This is a genomic window from Undibacterium sp. SXout7W (genome assembly GCF_049339385.1).
GTDB lineage: Bacteria > Pseudomonadota > Gammaproteobacteria > Burkholderiales > Burkholderiaceae_D > Undibacterium.
The window spans coordinates 1-17923 of the sequence record NZ_JBMPPF010000020.1 but is presented as its reverse complement, the minus strand read 5'-3'; the positions used below and the strand labels follow the sequence as shown (position 1 = coordinate 17923).

Annotated in this window: 17 protein-coding genes and 3 pseudogenes; 11 read left to right on the top strand and 9 right to left on the bottom strand. The window is 47.8% G+C overall.

Annotated features, from left to right (window positions below):
- Nucleotides 1–253 precede the first annotated feature (253 nt).
- Entirely contained in the window at nt 254–1396 is a 1143-nt protein-coding gene (locus ACO0LB_RS16940) for a Fic family protein (protein WP_423051199.1), read from the top strand.
- Nucleotides 1397–1432: 36 nt separating this feature from the next.
- Here the strand turns inward: ACO0LB_RS16940 and ACO0LB_RS16935 are convergent.
- Nucleotides 1433–1714, bottom strand: a pseudogene (locus ACO0LB_RS16935) (IS3 family transposase); the annotation flags it as partial.
- On the opposite strand from ACO0LB_RS16935, the pseudogene ACO0LB_RS16930 reads away from it, so the two are divergent.
- The 3 genes and pseudogenes from ACO0LB_RS16930 to ACO0LB_RS16920 form a co-directional block, all read left to right on the top strand.
- Nucleotides 1702–1989, top strand: a pseudogene (locus ACO0LB_RS16930) (integrase core domain-containing protein); the annotation flags it as partial. The pseudogenes ACO0LB_RS16935 and ACO0LB_RS16930 overlap by 13 nt on opposite strands.
- 319 nt (nt 1990–2308) lie before the next feature.
- Nucleotides 2309–2746: a helix-turn-helix domain-containing protein gene (locus ACO0LB_RS16925; RefSeq protein WP_423051197.1), complete on the top strand. Its 438-nt coding sequence runs from the start codon at nt 2309–2311 to the stop codon at nt 2744–2746.
- Nucleotides 2747–2748: 2 nt separating this feature from the next.
- Nucleotides 2749–3993 (top strand): type II toxin-antitoxin system HipA family toxin, encoded by a 1245-nt coding sequence (locus ACO0LB_RS16920; RefSeq protein WP_423051195.1) that lies wholly within the window; start codon nt 2749–2751, stop codon nt 3991–3993.
- A 516-nt stretch (nt 3994–4509) separates the two neighbouring features.
- Here ACO0LB_RS16920 and ACO0LB_RS16915 read toward each other — a convergent pair.
- The 6 genes from ACO0LB_RS16915 to ACO0LB_RS16890 form a co-directional block, all read right to left on the bottom strand.
- Complete coding sequence (locus ACO0LB_RS16915; protein ID WP_423051193.1) at nt 4510–5685, bottom strand: MbnH family di-heme enzyme; 1176 nt, start codon at nt 5683–5685, stop codon at nt 4510–4512.
- On the bottom strand, nt 5682–6632 hold the full coding sequence (locus tag ACO0LB_RS16910; RefSeq protein ID WP_423051191.1) for an MbnP family copper-binding protein: 951 nt from the start codon (nt 6630–6632) through the stop codon (nt 5682–5684). The genes ACO0LB_RS16915 and ACO0LB_RS16910 overlap by 4 nt, the downstream gene beginning before the upstream one ends.
- A 9-nt stretch (nt 6633–6641) precedes the next feature.
- A complete protein-coding gene (locus tag ACO0LB_RS16905; RefSeq protein ID WP_423051190.1) occupies nt 6642–7619 on the bottom strand; it encodes a hypothetical protein in 978 nt (325 codons plus the stop codon).
- A 79-nt stretch (nt 7620–7698) separates the two neighbouring features.
- Complete coding sequence (locus tag ACO0LB_RS16900; protein ID WP_423051188.1) at nt 7699–7899, bottom strand: hypothetical protein; 201 nt, start codon at nt 7897–7899, stop codon at nt 7699–7701.
- A gap of 47 nt (nt 7900–7946) precedes the next feature.
- Complete coding sequence (locus ACO0LB_RS16895) at nt 7947–8237, bottom strand: hypothetical protein (protein ID WP_423051186.1); 291 nt, start codon at nt 8235–8237, stop codon at nt 7947–7949.
- A gap of 70 nt (nt 8238–8307) precedes the next feature.
- Nucleotides 8308–8712 carry a DUF2946 domain-containing protein gene (locus ACO0LB_RS16890; RefSeq protein ID WP_423051184.1) on the bottom strand — a complete coding sequence of 135 codons (405 nt, stop codon included), beginning with the start codon at nt 8710–8712 and terminating at the stop codon, nt 8308–8310.
- A gap of 221 nt (nt 8713–8933) precedes the next feature.
- Between ACO0LB_RS16890 and ACO0LB_RS16885 the strand changes: the two genes are divergently transcribed.
- The 4 genes from ACO0LB_RS16885 to ACO0LB_RS16870 all read left to right on the top strand — a co-directional run bounded on the left by ACO0LB_RS16885 (nt 8934) and on the right by ACO0LB_RS16870 (nt 13639).
- The gene (locus ACO0LB_RS16885; RefSeq protein ID WP_423051182.1) at nt 8934–9329 is read left to right on the top strand and encodes a DUF2946 domain-containing protein; all 396 of its coding nucleotides are present in this window, start codon (nt 8934–8936) and stop codon (nt 9327–9329) included.
- A gap of 208 nt (nt 9330–9537) precedes the next feature.
- Nucleotides 9538–11925, top strand: coding sequence for a TonB-dependent receptor (locus ACO0LB_RS16880; protein ID WP_423051180.1), 2388 nt, complete (start codon nt 9538–9540; stop codon nt 11923–11925).
- 8 nt (nt 11926–11933) lie between these two features.
- A complete protein-coding gene (locus tag ACO0LB_RS16875) occupies nt 11934–13148 on the top strand; it encodes a sialidase family protein (protein WP_423051178.1) in 1215 nt (404 codons plus the stop codon).
- The gene (locus ACO0LB_RS16870) at nt 13145–13639 is read left to right on the top strand and encodes a hypothetical protein (RefSeq protein WP_423051176.1); all 495 of its coding nucleotides are present in this window, start codon (nt 13145–13147) and stop codon (nt 13637–13639) included. The genes ACO0LB_RS16875 and ACO0LB_RS16870 overlap by 4 nt, the downstream gene beginning before the upstream one ends.
- A gap of 243 nt (nt 13640–13882) precedes the next feature.
- On the opposite strand, the gene ACO0LB_RS16865 is transcribed toward ACO0LB_RS16870, so the two are convergent.
- Both ACO0LB_RS16865 and ACO0LB_RS16860 read right to left on the bottom strand, forming a co-directional pair.
- On the bottom strand, nt 13883–14188 hold the full coding sequence (locus tag ACO0LB_RS16865; RefSeq protein ID WP_423051174.1) for a helix-turn-helix domain-containing protein: 306 nt from the start codon (nt 14186–14188) through the stop codon (nt 13883–13885).
- Nucleotides 14189–15481: a type II toxin-antitoxin system HipA family toxin gene (locus ACO0LB_RS16860; protein WP_423051172.1), complete on the bottom strand. Its 1293-nt coding sequence runs from the start codon at nt 15479–15481 to the stop codon at nt 14189–14191.
- Between the two features lie 955 nt (nt 15482–16436).
- Here ACO0LB_RS16860 and ACO0LB_RS16855 point away from each other — a divergent pair.
- The 3 genes and pseudogenes from ACO0LB_RS16855 to ACO0LB_RS16845 all read left to right on the top strand — a co-directional run.
- Entirely contained in the window at nt 16437–16655 is a 219-nt protein-coding gene (locus ACO0LB_RS16855; RefSeq protein WP_423051170.1) for a FitA-like ribbon-helix-helix domain-containing protein, read from the top strand.
- Nucleotide 16656: 1 nt separating this feature from the next.
- Nucleotides 16657–17070: a type II toxin-antitoxin system VapC family toxin gene (locus ACO0LB_RS16850; protein WP_423051168.1), complete on the top strand. Its 414-nt coding sequence runs from the start codon at nt 16657–16659 to the stop codon at nt 17068–17070.
- A 464-nt stretch (nt 17071–17534) separates the two neighbouring features.
- A pseudogene (locus ACO0LB_RS16845) lies at nt 17535–17923 on the top strand (phage tail sheath family protein); the annotation flags it as partial.

The following is a 17923-nucleotide window of genomic DNA, read 5'->3' as shown; positions in this document are numbered from 1 at the left end:
TGCTACCTGTTCCATCGACTGAGGATGATTGCAGAAATCGCGGATTGATAGCGCTCAGTTTCTTTACTTTTCGGGCAAGTCAATCGACCAATGCAGTGCATCAAAATCGTCGTCGAGTCTGCTATTCGATTCCCATTTGCGGAATTGAACTTGTATCCACAATAGTAGTGGTGCGGCGAATAGACTGTTCTATCACCGTATTAAATGCGGTGAATAACTTGCGCTTGCGGAGAATGTGTCTCATAATCTCCGTATGAAAAGCGGAGATTACACTTATATCTGGCAGGCCGGCGACTGGCCAACTTGGCACTTTGACCTTGCTACCTTGGCCCAACCACTGGCTGACGTCAGCCGTGCCCAGGGTCTATTGATGGGCCGATTAGCCGATGTTGGCATGGCGCTGCGGGATCAGGCCAGCTTGGCAGCGCTCACCGAAGATGTGGTCAAGACCAGCGAAATCGAAGGTGAACAGCTCAATGTCGAATCCGTGCGCTCGTCCATCGCTCGTCGTCTGGGTGTGGACATCGGTGCCTTGGCCCCAGTCGATCGTCAGGTCGAAGGCATCGTCGAGATGGTACTCGACGCTACCGCCAACTGCCATGCACAAGTCAGTCGGGAGCGATTGTTTAGTTGGCACGCCGCGCTCTTTCCGACCGGTTACTCAGGTCTATCCAAGATCAACGTCGGCACTTGGCGTAACGATAGTAGCGGTTCGATGCAGGTGGTGTCTGGTCCCATCGGTCGACAGAGTGTGCATTTCGAGGCGCCGCCAGCGGACCGTCTGGAAGCCGAAACGCGTCGATTCCTCGATTGGGTCAATGACGCCACGAGCGAGCCTCCGCTCATAAAGGCAGGACTAGGACATCTGTGGTTCGTCACCCTACACCCGTTCGACGACGGTAACGGCCGTATCGCCCGAGCCATCGGTGATCTGCTGCTGGCGCGAGCCGATGGTAGTCCGCAGCGCTTTTACAGTCTGTCGGCGCAGATCCAGCGGGAGCGTAAGGCCTACTATGACATCCTGGAACATACCCAGAAGCAGTCGATGGATGTGACTGAGTGGCTCGCTTGGTTTCTAGAGATTCTGCATCGTGCTGTAGACCAAGCGCAGCATACGCTCGATGCCGTACTGACCAAGGTGCGATTCTGGCAGCGCTGGGCGACAACGCCGTTGAATGAACGGCAAGTGAAGCTACTAAACCGACTGCTCGACGGTTTTGAAGGCAAACTCACCAGTAGTAAGTGGGCGGCGATTGCCAAGTGCTCACCAGACACCGCCCTGCGGGATATTACTGACTTGCTGGCTCGCGGCGTGTTACGAAAAAGAGATGCGGGTGGTCGCAGTTCCAGCTACGAGTTGAACGATTTGGCCGTACGAGAATGGTTTGACTCGTAGGCGGAACTGGACCTCCCCTAATTTCGTAGACAACTCTTAACTTCCAAATTGTTGTTGCTCGAAAGCTAGGAGACTCATCTGATTCAAATGACTATGTCGCCGTTTGCGATTGTAGAACACTTCGATGTAATCAAAAATGTCAGATCGCGCCTCTTCCCTTGTTGCATAAATTTTCCGCCTGACTCGCTCTTTCTTCAAATTGCTAAAGAATGATTCAGCTACCGCATTATCGTAACAATTCCCACGTTTACTCATGCTTGGCACAAGTTGATGTTCTTTGCACCAACGTGCGAAATCATCACTGCCAGTACGCCAGCCGAAAATTCCGTCAACGCTTGTGGCGCTATCGGATACGACAGAGCATGAGTCGCCGGGGAAATTGTTGGGATAACTCCCCGATGGAAAGGTTGTTCCGCAGTTTCAAAACGGAATGGCTGCCGTCAACAGGTTACATGACGGCACAAGAAGCACAACGGGACATCAGCCACTACCTGATGCACCGGTATAACTGGATACGGCCACATCAGTTCAATCAAGGACTGGCACCGGCCGTCACCGAAGAAAAACTTAACCTAGTGTCCGGGATGGGGTGACCACTACACATTGGCTACATTGGGCAGTGTTTGTGGATCAAATAAGATGCCTATTTGTAATGGCTATTAGCCAATTTTTAGCGTGTTAAAGTGGAAAGCATTTTTCGTGGAGAATTAGCCAGGAAATAGCGCTCATGCTAGCGATAATTGCAAAAATGACATTTTTGCAAGAGTGGAAATATTATGTCTCATAAAGATGTCAATATTATGTATATTGCTTTATTTGTGAGACAGCTATAAAAATTTGTGTTTTTAATTTATTTAATGATGCCTCATAAAATTGACAATTGTATTTGTAATGCCTAATATATGATTCATTATGACTAAAAAATCCGTCACTCTTTATCCAGGTCAAACGGCACAGATGTCTGCCTTTGGTGATCGTATTCGTCTTGCACGATTGCGGCGTAAGCTCACGACCACGTTGTTTTCGGAGCGTATGGGTGTTTCTAGAGAGACCCTGCGCAGGGTCGAGAACGGCGATCCAACGGTCGCTTTTGGCTCTTACTTGAGCGCACTGCAGACACTTGGTTTGAGTGCGGATGTGAATAATCTTGCAAATGATGACGTGCTTGGGAGAAAACTTCAAGACGCTATGCTGATCAAACAGCCTAGCCGAACAGTATCAAAAAACACAAATAAGCGGACGTTTAAATCACCCGCTATCGAAGGACCTTTGCAAGAGGGCAGGCAATCTCTGGCCAGTCAGGTCTTGGCGAAATACAAAACTAAATCCGTCTTGAGTGATAAGGATTAGCGATGGCACGTAAATCAAAGCTGGCCAATGTATGGCTTGATGACGTCCGATTCGGCGATCCTTTATATATAGGCAATTTAATTATCCCTGAGCATAGCGATACGCCAGCGGCCTTCAGCTATTCGCAAGCGTGGCTAACGGAGGCGAATGCCTTTGCGATTGATCCTTATTTGCCGTTGGTTGCAGGACCCCAATATCCTGTCAAAGGAACGCTGGCCGGTATTTTCCGTGATACTGCCCCAGACAGATGGGGCAGGGTGCTGATTGAGCGACGCGAGGCATTGTTAGCGATTCGGGAGTCAAGAGCGAATCGAACCTTATTTGACCTGGATTTTCTGTTGGCAGTACAAGACGTATCCCGTATGGGAGGTCTTAGGTTTCAGGACGAGCAAGAGGAATTTATTTCGAGTGGTGAGTTTGCGGTTCCTCCAGTAAGCAAATTACGTGAGCTGCAGGCCTTAGCTGCGCGTATACAAGATGTTGGCATTGAATCCTTGCCCGAATATGAGCAATGGTTGGCTATGTTGATGGCTCCTGGCACATCGCTCGGTGGCGCTCGGCCGAAAGCCAGCTTTGAAGACACGGACGGGTCTCTGTGGATTGCCAAATTTCCAGCGCAAGATGATCGCTACGATATCGGGAAGTGGGAGTATCTGGCACATCGGTTGGCGAGAAACTCTGGCATTGCAGTCCCGAACTCCAGGCTGGAACAACTCGGCGGGCAATACCATACCTTTTGTGTCAATCGCTTCGATCGAGTGGGGCACCGCCGCCGAATGTACGCCTCTGCGATGACCATGACCGGCAAGCAGGACGGTGAGCCTAGCAGCTATCTTGATATTGCCCAGGTTATCACCGACCAGGGCGCGCGTGGTCATGTGGATTTTGATTTGGCGGAGCTGTTTCGCAGGTTAATGTTTAATGTGGCGATCGGAAACAGAGATGACCATTTGCGTAATCATGGCTTTTTAAGGGAAGAATCAGGCTGGCGACTTGCTCCCGCTTTTGACATGAATCCAAATCCAGCTAAGCGTGAACATGCTTTGGATTTGGGGGCTAAAAGCACACCGGATACTGCGCTCGATGCTGCAATTTCTACTCATGAGTTCTATCGACTAACTGATTCTGAGGCCGCCCTTATTCTGGACGAAGTATTGGGCGCCGTACACGTGTGGCGAAATGAAGCAAAACAACTTCACTTCTCTACTGCTGAAATACGACGAATGGAATCTGTCTTCAAGGTTTAATGCAATTATGGTTGGTGGTGTCTAAACTGATCACCTTTAAAAAATATTGAAACGATCGATTTTTTGATTTATTACCAAGTAATGGTGCCGCCCCAGGGGGGAAGGAAATACCTGATTAGACGGGTAAATAATAGGATAAACCGATAAATTTACGTAAACCTTAATATTCCGCAAAAGACCACTAATCGGCACTTGATACACCAAGAACTGCGCACGACACTTACTATAAGTTCTGGCCAATTAAAGTTTTGGCATTTTTCCATACCAAAATTGAAAATGGATTCTCAATGAATGTTTCAAACGCCCAAACCCTACTTTAGATGCCGAATTCGGATTTGAAAAAGAAGCATTTCCTATGCTTCAATTGCAAAAACACTTGCAATAAGCATCGCAATTTTTGAAAGCGTAAAGCGCCTATACTCTAATGTGCTGTGTAAACTGTTTAGCGTAGGTTTTTCAAAAAAACTTGAATACATAAAATTCCTGAAAAAATATTTCGTAAATTACGTTGAATGATTAATGTGGATTAGAAAACTTAGGATTCTTCAGGAACTTCTCATCCGTCAAAGTCCCCAGAAAATTGATCAGATCAATTTTTTCCTGTTCTGTCAGATTGATGCGTGTGATCAAGTCGCTTTTGTAGGGATTGGTTCTGCCGTCCCCGGCGTAGATACCAGTGGTGATCTGACGGCCACCTGCTGCATAAAAGTCCAGCACGTCCTTTAAGCTCATGATGGAGCCGTCATGCATGTAGGGGCCAGTCACAGCAACATTGCGCAGGCTTGGTGCACGGAAGGCACCCATGTCTGCTGGCTTTGAAGTAAATTCAAACAAGCCACGGTTAGGGAAAGGGAAGCCGCCTTTGCCGTCGATATTGTACAAACCAGTATTGTGGAAAGGCGTATCGACCTGGGCCAGCCCTTGAAAACGGGTCTGGTCATTGAAATTAAAACTGCCATGACAATGGAAGCATTCGGCTTTTTCACCCATAAACAGATTCATGCCGCGCAACTCAGATTCGTTCAGACTGGCTTCCTTACGCAGGAATTGGTCATATTTTGAATCACTGGAAATCAATGTTCTTTCGAAAGTCGAAATAGCGGCAATGATATTGGCAAAGCTGACAGGATCACTGTCTTTAGGAAATGCCGCCTTGAACAAATTGACATATGATGCATCCTGCTTGAAGCGATTCAGCACCTCTGCCCGATTCCTGTCATTGATTCCCATTTCAACTGGATTCTCACCAAACATCGGCACTTCCATCTGACGTTCAAGTTCTGTCAACGCAGGATTAGCCCAGGTCAGCGTGGCGTGATACACCACATTCGCCAGACCCTGTGCATTTCTTGGATGCGTTTCGCCTGTAGAGCCAATCGCCAGGGCACGTCCGTCGGTGAATGCCTTGTCTTGCTGATGGCAAGATGCGCAAGACTGTGTACCGTTGCCAGATAGCCGTGGCTCATAAAACAAGTGCCTGCCCAATGCAATCTTTTCATCCGTAGACGGATTGCTGCTTGATAGCACTGGCGCAGGGAAGCCATTCAAAGCTGGTGTCGTGGCTGTGGCATGGGTATGTGTTGCGGAGGGGCCGCCTCCGCCGCTACCACCAGCTCCACAAGCTGCTACCAGCAAGCTGGTAGCAATGAATGCGGCATAGGTGACGCTATATCGGCTAAATGGCTTGATCACTTGTTGCGAGCAACAAAGACTGACTGTACACCAGCCGACGTTGGATTACCGGTAGGCAGATCGATTTTGAATGCATTAAAGATGGCCTTGCATTCATCGTCGGTGGTGCCAGACATACAGCCCGCTGCACCCGCTGTGTCTGTCGTCAAATCGCTTCCGGCAAACAAGGCATTCAAGTCCAGCGATATTTTTTGCTTGGTGTAGTCGAAATTGGCTAGCTTGACTTGCATGCGATTGGCATTGGTACAGCTATAGGCTCCCGTGGTGGCGTTGGTTGTGCAACCACCAGAACCAAGATGCAAATTCCAGGTAGCGGCATTGCTTGTGGTCGTCGTAGCAGGCGTGGTCGTGGTGTTGGTGCGCACTACGTTGACACCCCCTTGAGGGTTCAGCTCCAGCTTCAGGAACTTGCGACCGGATGTCCAGCTCCAGGCCATAGCTGCGACATTCAATGGCTTAGCTGCAGTGGCGTAGTCGGTGTGATTGAGTGTTTCTGGCACACCAATTTCATACGAAATACCGGTGTAGGCGGCACCAGGCACTGTACCCACAATGACTGCATTGGTCGGCAAGGTCGTGCCGCCGCAGGCAGTACCCGTGCCATCAATCAGGCTTATCAAACTAACCTGTTCATTTTGCCAGTCGTTCGCGGTCAATGTTACGGGTACCTGTTTGCCGTTCACGTCGATCAAATTAATATTGGACACATAGAAACGTGCGTCTTTCAGGTCTGCAGTCGTACCTTTACTACCAAGGCCGCTGATGGGCGTGCCGCATTTAGCGACTCCGCCATTGGCTAGCAGGTCAAAATTGATACTGACTGGCATAGTTGCCGGATAGACAGGCGCGCTCGGTGCTGCTGTGCTACCAGAGCCACCGCAAGCTGAGAGTGCTAATGCTGATGCAATAATAGAAATGGAAATGCTGGCTTGGCGTAAAGTGTTCATGTGCGGTCCTTAAAATGTAGATTGAATGCCGATGGTGGCTGCCCATTTGGGGCTGAGTTGTTCGCCGTTCACGCGTTGATGCAAAGGGATTTGTACAAAGCCATAGATGTGCGCTTGTCCGGCAAGCTTGTAGCTAAGTCCGGGGCTAATGGACAAGCTGTCACCGCCTGAATTTTCTGGCTCGGCATTGAAGCCAGAATCACGTTCACGACTTTGGAAATTGAGTTGCAGCATGGGAGAAAAATTCCTGCTCCATTCGGTACGAATGCCTAGGTCAACGCCAAATTTCTTCCCGGGCTTGTAGCCGTCTTTTTCATTTAATGGCGCTTCGAGATTAGCCTGGACGAACCAGCTCGTTGCCAGGTCAGCCAGTACGCGGCGGTAATAAACACTGGCGACCAGATCGGTTGTTCCCGTACCTGGTTGCAAACTGCGTTCAGCCCTGGTACCAGTATCGTTTGCAATATCAGTTTTACTCGTCGCCAACTTCAAGCCTGCATTTGCGCCAAAGACCGTGCCACCACCAGTCGCGGTATCTTGCAAGGCAGACTGGTAGCGGGCGGACAGGCGCGCATCGCCAATCTGGCGAAAATTCCAGGTCACTGGCGCACCGGCTTCCGTATGCAGATGACTGCGATCAATAAACGGGATGGACGCTGAAATGCCCCAATGTTCGTTGATGCCGTGATCAACGTTGAGCAACCAGCGGTGACTAGTGGTTTCGACTTCTCGATTGCGCAGATCGACTTCATTAGCAGCAAGTTTTCGTGATCCGCTCATCAATTGGTCTTGCCTGACTTGCTCATAGCGCAAATCAAGACGATTTCCGTGATCGAGCCAGGCGCCTTGTACTGCCCAGTCGGTATTGACCAGGCAGAAACTGGCTCCACATGAAGCCAGAGCCAGGCTTGAATAGCCTATCGTTTGCGCGGTTACTGCACATAGAATTACAACTCGCAGCGATGATGGTGTATTAATTTTTCTCATTTTCTTTGCGACGAAGCCGCATCCTTTCTTTGCAACAAGCCTGTTTCAGACCTGTAGAAAACATCCATTTGCACTGTTGTTATGACGGTTTTTTTGCAGATACGTCGGCGACAAATACTGGTACCAATTGCATTTCAACTGGCTGTAGCGATGGCGCTTGCTGCATGGCCTGATTCAGATAAAAGGCATAGGAGTTCCATACAGCCAGTGCGCAAATGGCGGCGACGTTGAAACAGCGAAATGCTGCGAAAATCATCGATAACTTATTTTTTTCTTGCATTTTTTCCTCACTCTCAATGAATGATGCTTAATAGAAGTCTTCTAAAATTACTTGCTGGATTCAGTCGGCATCGTGCCTATATGCAATTCCTGCATCATGACCTGATCATCAGTTGGCATTCGTTCAGAATGGCTGGAAGGGGCAATTTGATTTTCCAACACTTTGGAAATGGGTTGATGGGACCGGTTGGGCACTGGTGCTGGAAAAGAAATGGCTGCGCCAGTCACCTGAGATGATGCCTGTGACTGCATACGCTCACTATCTTTCGAGAAGGCGTACAACAAAATACAGATCGCCGCGCAATTGAATGCGACGGTGACTTTGAAAGCGGTTTGCATGGGATATTCCTGAACGCAATACAACACGCCCCGACACACGTGATCGTGTGTTCAGGGAACTGAGCGATAATCAGGAGAGTGCTGGCGGGGCTCGCGGTTGTGCGCTTGCCCAGGAAAATAGGGTTTGTGGAGAATGATAGAACAGCGGTGGAAATGCTTCACTCAAGCCAGCGTTCGGCGCATCAGAGTCATTTGTAGGAAGCAAAAAGTGGTGATCGGCATGCGGCAGGCAGTTGGCGCAATGTACTTTGCCATGTTTGGACTGCTGGCTGTCGGCATCCGGACTGGTTTTCGTAAATTTGCCGGTAGCAATTTCAAACAGTTTATTACCTTCAGCACTACAAATTTCGATAAACCCTGCCTTCACTTTTGTAGGAACTACAGTGCTTGCCATAGACGGCACAATGCCATTGAACAGCATTGCAAAGCATGCCAGCCAAATAGTCAGGTGTCGGAGTCTATGAGAAATTCGCATGGGCGGATTATAACCAAACTGTTCGTAATTGAAAAACAAGTTTCGAATTCTATGCAATTTTTATTGAGCTGCATTTGATATCTCTCAACTCATTTTCTGCAAAGAATCTGCCAACAAAACTCAAATGAAAAACTTGGAATTGTTAATTTTCAACACTTGCAATTGAACCAATTAGTGCACGCTTCGCTGGAAAAACTGCTTGTAAATGTTAAAATACCGAAATGAAACCACATTCCCGCGCACAACGATACACAGCCTTGCTCGCATGCTTTGCGATCTTGCTGGCATTGTTCATGCCATCGGTTTCATCAGCACTCGCTGCAAGAAGTGGGGATACCAGTTGGTCAAAAATTTGCACGACCAATACAGGCAAAGCCACAAAGTCAGACGCAACACAGTCAGGTAAAAGTGCGCCCTTATCCAACGAGGGCATGCACGGCAAGCACTGTGCGTATTGTTTTACGAACGGCGCGTCGTTCGCTCTGCCTCCGGCACAAATGCTGACTTTACCCGTTACTGTCCAACAGTTGCAAATGCCTGCACTGTTCTACACCTCTCCTTCTCCTCTGTTCGTCTGGGCCTCGGTCCAGTCACGTGCCCCGCCCCGTCTTAGCTAATAATTCCAGCTCTTCAAGTTGCAATTCGGTGTTAATCGGACAACTGTGTCTATCCATTAGACGCGTATCAGACCACAAGTGCCCTTAACACCGGAAATCTAACTTGCAGTCTCTCAAAACTCACTTTGTCACTATTGGTACCGACCAAAATGCGAAGTGACATTGAGTCAATTTTCCCCTGTATGACAGGGACAAACCAGAGTTCATTATGCAACGCCAATTTTTTAACAAACGCCGTCTGAGCCTGGCAATCATTGCCGCTTTTTCTCAATCCGCCATTGCCTATTCTGCCGAGGCAGTAAGCCCGGAAGTCGCTGGAGGTCCCGACCAACCCATACAGGAAGTAGTCGTCCAAAGCAATAAGATCGCCGGACCGGCAGTATCAGGTACCAGAGAGTCTATCAATGCAAAACAGATTTCAGAGAATATCAATGCCATCACGACTGGCGAAGCACTGAACTATTTGCCGAGTACCCACGTACGCGAACGCTATATAGGTGACCGCAACGGTGTTCTGGTCATGCGCGTGAATAGCTCCGTTGCCAGTGCGCAGACGACGGTGTATGCAGATAACCTGCTGTTGTCGAATTTCCTGAACAATAGTTTTAGTACACCACCGCGCTGGGGCATGGTGTCCCCCGAAGAGATAGAGCGCATTGATATCCTGTATGGACCGTTTTCTGCCCTGTACCCTGGCAATTCGGCGGGTGGAGTCGTGCTGTTGTCAACACATACGCCTGATCGTTTCGAAGCCCACGCCAAACTGGATGTGTTTGGGCAGCGTTTCAAGCTTTACGGAACAGATCAAAGCTACAACGGCGCACATGGCAGCCTGTCGATAGGCAACAAGTCAAACAACTGGTCATGGCTGGTGAATGTTGACCATCTCGATAACAATGGTCATCCGCAAACCTTTGGTGCAGCAACAAAAGCGACAGTGACCGGAACGCCCGCGTTTACCAATGTCAATGGCGAAATCCGTGACATTGACACCAGTGGCAATCCCCGCATCATTACCAGCTCCATCGGTGCTGATGCAACCGTGCAGGACAATGCCAAGATCAAGCTTGCTTACGATTTTTCACCAGAATTGCGTGTCAGCTATACCCTGGGTATCTGGCAAAACAGGTCAACGACCTATGTCGGCAATTATTTACGCGATGCCAATGGCAATGCCGTTTTTAATACCACTGCCGCTGGAGCCAGCAGATATGTAAAGTTCGCTGGTGACACCAATTATTACAGCTTGACGGGTACCTCACCGGGCTATAGTGAGAGTGAACACTATATGCACGGTCTGGCGCTCAAGAGCAATACCAGAGGTGCCTGGGACTGGGAAGTTGTTGCCAGCTTATACGATCAGCGCAAGGATAACTCACGCACAGCAGCCAACAATGGCAGTTTGTATGACTCTGGATTGGGCAGCACCAGACCGGGCGGCACGATCACGACCGGTGACGGTACCGGCTGGACTACACTGGATTTGCGCGGTGAATACAGACCAGGTGGCGATTTGAAAAGCGCGCATCGCCTGAGCTTTGGTTATCATGCTGATCGCTATGAATTAAAATCAGTGACGTCCACTGTGTTGAATGACTGGCTGGGCAGTAATCTGGCTGCGACACCGTCGTCCAACTCTTATGGCAAGACGCAAACACAGGCTATCTATCTGCAAGATGCATGGCAAATCAACCCCGAATGGAAGGCGATATTCGGTGGCCGCATGGAACAGTGGAAGGCATTTGATGGCAGCAATTTCAATGCAGCCAATGTACCGGCGTACCAACAGCTCAATTATGCCAGCCGCAGCAGTAGTGACTTTTCACCAAAACTGTCGCTTTCTTACCAGCCAAACAAAGACTGGGCTTACCGCGCCTCTTTCGGGCAAGGTGTGCGTTATCCAACCGTGGCCGAAATATTCCAGGTCATCAGCCTGCCCAACAATGTCAAGCAAAATGACCCCAACCTGAAGCCCGAGAAAGTGCGTTCCGCAGAACTGGTCGCAGAGAGCTATCTTAAAAATGGTACTTTCCGCACGTCGGTTTTCTTTGAAGACAAGCGTGATGCGCTGATCTCGCAAACAGATACGACTGTCACGCCCAATATATCCAGTATCCAGAACGTCGACAAAGTGCGCACTTATGGTGTAGAAACTGTGCTTGGCCTCAATGATGTACTGGTCAATGGCCTGGACTTCAACGGTAGCGTGACCTACACCAATTCCAGTATTGTTGCCAACAGCCGCAATCCCGGATTGGTCGACACAGACCAGCCACGTATACCTGCATGGCGTGCAACCATGGTTGCCACTTATCACGCTTCAGAACGACTGACATATAGCCTTAGCTATCGCTATAGCGGACATCAACATAATGCATTGTTCAACACGACGACCAAGCAATACAACGATGTCAATCCGGATGTCTATGGCGCAGTCAGCAGCTACAGCGTATTCGATGCCAAGTTGCAATATAAGTTGAATCGTCAATGGACTGGCTCTGTCGGCATCAATAATATCGGCAGCTATAAGTATTACGTCAACCCTAATCCATACCCGCAACGTACTTTTTTTGCCAGTATGAAATTTGACTATTGAGGTCTCTCATGAAACTTGCCCTACGCTTCTTACTATCCAGTGTATTTGCAATATCAATACTGCTGCCAGCCATATCACACGCGCAAATGAATCATGGCAAGGCAAAGGCTGCCAAAGCAGAGCTAGGTACCTCGGCCGCTTTTGATTTGCAGGGCAAGTTGTGGATCGCCAGCAAAGAGAGTGCTGGAGAAGGCAATACCGGCTATGTCGTACTGCAATCTTCAACAGACATGGGCAAAACCTGGTCACAGCCCTTACGAGTACAGTCGCAAGCAGAAGCTATTTCTGCCGATGGTGAAAACCGTCCCAAACTCGCTTTTGGGCCGAAAGGTGAAATCTATATCGCCTACACCAAACCTCTGGCAAAGCCTTACACGGGAGAGATTCGCTTTGTCAGATCGCTTGACGGTGGGGCCAGTTTTTCAACGCCTGTCACCGTGCATACCAACCGGGAAGAGATTACGCATCGCTTCGAGTCCATGATCGTGGATAGAAGTGGGCGTATTTTTATTGCATGGATAGATAAGCGCGATGGCGAAGCAGCCAAAGCCAGAAAAGAGAAATACACGGGCGCAGCAATTTACTATTCAGTATCTACTGACCAGGGAGCCAGCTTTAAGGCCGACTACAAATTGGCAGAACATAGCTGTGAATGCTGTCGCATTGCGATGGCACTCAGGCCAGATGGCAAACCAGTGGCCATGTGGCGCCATGTATTTGAGCCAAATTTCCGTGATCATGCATTAAGCGAATTGAATTCAGATGGCAGTCAGGCGGCATTGATGAGAACGAGCTTCGATGAATGGCGTATTGACGCCTGCCCTCATCATGGCCCCTCTATCGCCTTTGACAATGAAGGGCGACGTCATCAAACCTGGTTCAATGTCAAGGCGGATGAAGGAGGAGTATTCTACGCAGCGACCAATGCGCAAGGCGAGTTGGGCAAACCACTTAAACTGGGAAACGCCCAGGCAGAGCATGCTGATGTCGTTGTACACGGCAAAACTATAGCCTTGGCATGGAAACAATTTGACGGTAACGCCAGCACGATACTCGGTAAAATCTCACTTAATGAGGGCTCTACCTGGGAAGACTTGCGTATCGCCGAAACGCAGGGCAACTCAGACCAGCCACATCTGCTGAGCACGCCCAAGGGCCCTGCATTGGTGTGGTGCACCCAAAATGAAGGCGTAAGAATCATTCCACTGACGGGGACCAAATGAATAAATACTTCAAATTCCTGGTGCCGGTTGCCGTATCGTTTTTCCTGTTTATTGCCTCCAGCCAGGCTGCTGATATCCAGGAATTCAAATCCGTAAGCATGAACAATCTGATACAGAGCCAGAAGGGAAAACCTTTTGTCCTCGTGGTGTGGTCACTCGACTGTGAGTTTTGTCAGGCCAGCCTTGCTGCGCTGTGGAAAAGCAAGAAGAGAAACAAAAATGTTCGTGTTATCACCATTGGCACCGATTCTTTGCTCGACGAGCAAAATGCCAGCTTGATGAAACAAAAGCTAAACGGCTTTGACTTGATGAAAGATGCCTGGGCATTTGGTGAGGAAGCGCCTGAGAGACTACGATTCTCAGTCGATCCTAAATGGCATGGAGAAATGCCCCGAAGTTATTGGTTTGATGCAAATGGTCAAAGTACTGCTATTTCTGGAGTGATTAAAGTCGCTGAAATAGAAAAATTCTTTAAAAATAATGACGATTAAGAGCATCATCTTTACTATTTTGAAGTTGATCTTGTTATTGAAACAAATTTTGTGAATTTTCTCTGTTGATAGTAGAACTCATTTCATAAAGAGCGCCGATTAACTTTTTTGTGCTGGCCGCTTCGATAGAAACGCTTTAATTTGTGGATATGCGTGAGATTTTTGCTTTATTGATAAATTTTATTTATTGTAGTTATTGTCGAATTGGGGGGGGGTTACCCTCTTTGTAACCTGCAGGAACACTTATTCATTCATTTTTTGTAAAGTTGAAGATTTCTTCACGGCGCCCAAGGTCATGCCAATCGGATGTAGTAGTTTTTCTGCGGTCATTAAAGTTGGACTTGATTCCCCGCGTTCAATATCTTGCAAAGTCCTTGCGGACACACCGCAAAGCTTCGCATATTCGGGAATCGTGAATCGTAAGCCTGTACGTATTTTTCGGATGACGATAGGAATGGGGGTCGTCGGTTCGGCGGCTAATTCTGCTAGCAAAATGCGACGAGTTTGTAACTCTTCCATTGGAGTGAGAGGTTTATAGCGCTTATCCATTTACAGATCCTCCAACTGTGTACACACGTTTTTCAATGTTTTTTCAAATGGAGACAACATTTCTTCTTCAATTCCACATTCTTTTGCATAGCTAAGTAACGTCGACATTGGTGCTGCCATGGCTTGTACGGCAGACTTCAGTTGTACCATATCGAGGTTCGCGGCTTCACTGGCTTGTTGAATGACGCTTCTCCAGTTTGGTAACCCTCCGTCGTCGGATTGCCAGCGTATGCGTCTTGCAATACCATCGGGATGCAACCACATCGGCGCAAAATCAAATAAGGGTGTCAATCCAATATAACCATCTGCACTTCGTTGTATCGCGGTGTTCCTGGCGTGATTGTCTTTGTTCCCTAAAACGATATTCGCGATATCTCGTTTTATATATTCAATAACGGTTTTTTCAGGTTCTGTGGCGACTTTGCTCAGTTTTTGACAAATCTGATTGTGACTTGGCAGCCCAGAAAATCCTGTGACTTCACATAAAGAGGCGATGCTTTCCTGACCCAATCGAATGACTTTTCCATCCTGAATCTGGCGATCGAAACGGGGAATGAATAATGCACGTTCACGCAAGATCAATTCTGCATGCACATTCAGTCCTAAATGCTTTGCCAGTCGCATGTAGGGAGCTTCTAAACGCAAAATGTTGGCCAAGGACGGATCGGTGCCACGCCCAAACTTCACGATGTAATGCTGCTCCGCTTGATCGTCAGCGAGTGTGTGATCCAGGTAAAACAATCCATCACGTGCCTTGGTCAGTAAAATTTTCGGCCATTCGCCTTGAACACCAGAGGAACCTGCTAAAAACAGACCATGTTGTGCCAGATATTCATTAAACTCACCTGCTCTGGACGCAACCTCACCAAGAGTAAATCCACGTGGCAAGCCAGATGTTTGCTCCAAAGCCCATAGATGCGCCTCTTTAATTCTAAGATTGCCAATAGGATTTCCTGCTCCTGAACAAAGCAGAGCCCAGTCGGCAGCAGAACCGGTCTTTACATCTTGACGAAGCTGTTTCAATAATTCTATTCGCCCATAACCTTGTGGAAGTAAATCAACTAAAAACGCAGGCCACGAATTTAAGGCATAAGAGTCCAGATTGACGGGGATATTGACAGAAAGCGCACTAGCATCGCATTTGCCCCAATGCCTCAAGATATGCTCTTGCAGGTAAACCAAATATGTAGATGCCTTCATGCCAAAGGCGGAATCTCCGGTTAGCTCAAGTACTGCCGCGTCATGCCAGGCATTCTCAGTGAAAATTTGTATAGTGCAATCGGTTAAATTCATTTACACATTATAGTGGTATAAATATCTGATGCAATAGATTTATATATGCTATTAAAGTGTGTATTTATTCTCGACCCATCAATAACTTTTTCTACTTAATCGAGAGTAAGTTGCGATTGCACGGTCAAATTTACCTAGCGGCACTCGTATCACTATCGTAATGTGAGTCGCACTCCGGGTAGGTCGATTCTCTTATTCTAAGTTCCCTCAGTCTTATCTGTCCGTTGCGTGCTTCACACGCACTACAGTCCTGTGTGGAACAAGTTGCATTTACCGCAACCAATCGGGGTGTCTGACAGCTCTAAATTTGCTGGTAAAGTTTCGGATTTAAGAGCCAAGTTTAGAGTCTATCTGAGATTATTAGTGAAATTCTTATTGGGAACTTTATTGCTTCCAAATGGAATTTTTTTAATCAAAAAGGAAGTCCTATACTTTCTTCACATCATCAATGTGTTGTGGTCGCCGAAATGCAGACAAGGATCTGCGGCGGTTCGTATCTGTTATGTTTTTCATTGTTGTAGTTCCTGTTTTTATTCTGTGAGGGGGGGGCTCAAAAATTTCTCACCACAGATACCTTAATTTGCTTGTCCCAGTCGGCAATTTTCTGAGGATTGTTTTCACAAACTCGTTTGTAGTCAAATATTTCATGTGGGAATGTGGGCTGATTTCGTCGTAATGTTGTGCCGCCAGCCTTCGATGATGACGCGAGTTTCAAGTCGGTTTCTGAACTATTCCATTGAAAAACATTCATTGAGGAATTTCCTATTGAAGTTCTGGGCCACTACCTTTTGTCATGGCTTGCCTAGATTGATTGGAGAGAAAATATCATGAAACAAAAAGTTTGGGGATTCATCTATTGGTGGGTCTACATAGGATTTTCACTTCCATAAATTGATTGCAATGATTGCGCCTCGACTCTATACTGATATCAATGCAATCAAATATTGAGAAAATCATGGCAACGAATTTAGTGGTAAGAAACGTCGATGAAGAAATCGCGTTAGCGCTGAAAATGCGAGGAGCGGCGCATGGTCGGAGTGCCGAGGCCGAACATCGTGAAATTTTGAGGGCGGCGCTGCAGCGTCCGGCTCGCCGTTCGTTGGTGGAGGTTTTGGCAAGCATGCCCAACGTAGGAGAAGACGCAGATTTCAACATACGCAGCGTTGGAGTCTGAATTGTTATTGGTCGATACAAATGTCATTAGCGAAGCCCGGAAAGGGCGGAAAGCTAACGAGGGTGTCCAGGCGTTCTGGAAGTCTGCCGACCCTGACTCGTTATACCTGGCGGTGCAAACCATCGGTGAAATTCGCCATGGCATCGAGAAAATATCCAATCGAGGTGACAAAACGCAAGCACGAGTCCTTGCGCGATGGTTAGATCAACTGGTAACGGACTATGCTGATCGCATCTTAGTCTTTGACGAAGATTGTTCCCAAGTGTGGGGTAAATTGATGGCGGTCCACAATCAACATCCGATAGACAAGCAAATTGCCGCTATTGCGCTGATTCATGGCATGGATGTCGTGACGCGAAATATCGATGATTTTGCTGGAACGGGTGTCAAATTAATTAACCCTTTTGTCGATTGAAAAACATAGAAATATGGTCATGGAAAATACTGTATGAGTGCAATTTTCGACTGTCATCCCGACTCTACGCTGCGGTTTGAGTCAAAGCACACGGTTGTTCATGTATTTTGCTCTAATTCGTGTTGAACCATCCAATCGCACGTGAGTTCGATAAATAAGGGACAAGTTGATGTTGCCATATTATTACGGCAGGATGTTATTTGAATCCGTACCGTTGCCTACGCTAAAGACTATATTATTGAAGTGAACCGCGCGTACCGTCATCGTTCAAATAATTCGAAACTTCACGGAGACAACAATTATTTTGTTGAGTAGTTAAGGGTAGTCCTCGTGATGACCTCTAGTTACGTGTATTTGCACGATAGGGTTACCAGCCGGATGCCGAAGGTAATTGGTCAACCTATCGAAGGTCGAAAAATTTTCAGACAGCGAATTCGAGATCAATAACGTTGGAGTAAGACACTATGGCGTATAAAACCCCAAGCGTATATATAGTCGAAAAAAATGCTTTTCCTGACTCTGTTGTGGAAGTGGCCACGGCTGTCCCGGCGTTTCTCGGGTATACCCAAAAAGCGGACAACAAAGGAATTTCACTTGCTGGTAGGCCATGGCGTATTACCTCATTCTCTGAGTTTGTTGACTATTACGGCGGCGCACCCAAGTATGGATTTAATGTTCGTTCCAAAACGCTGATGACAGCTGTCACCACCGATAAAGCCGGTACTAAGGCAGTGGCCGTTTTGGAGGAGGGGAATGCAACCGGCAAACAAAACGTCTCTGCGCAAGATAGTGCCGCTGTGGATGCCGATTTTACGGTCAATGGGGTGGACTATCTGGTTGAACAAAACGCCGG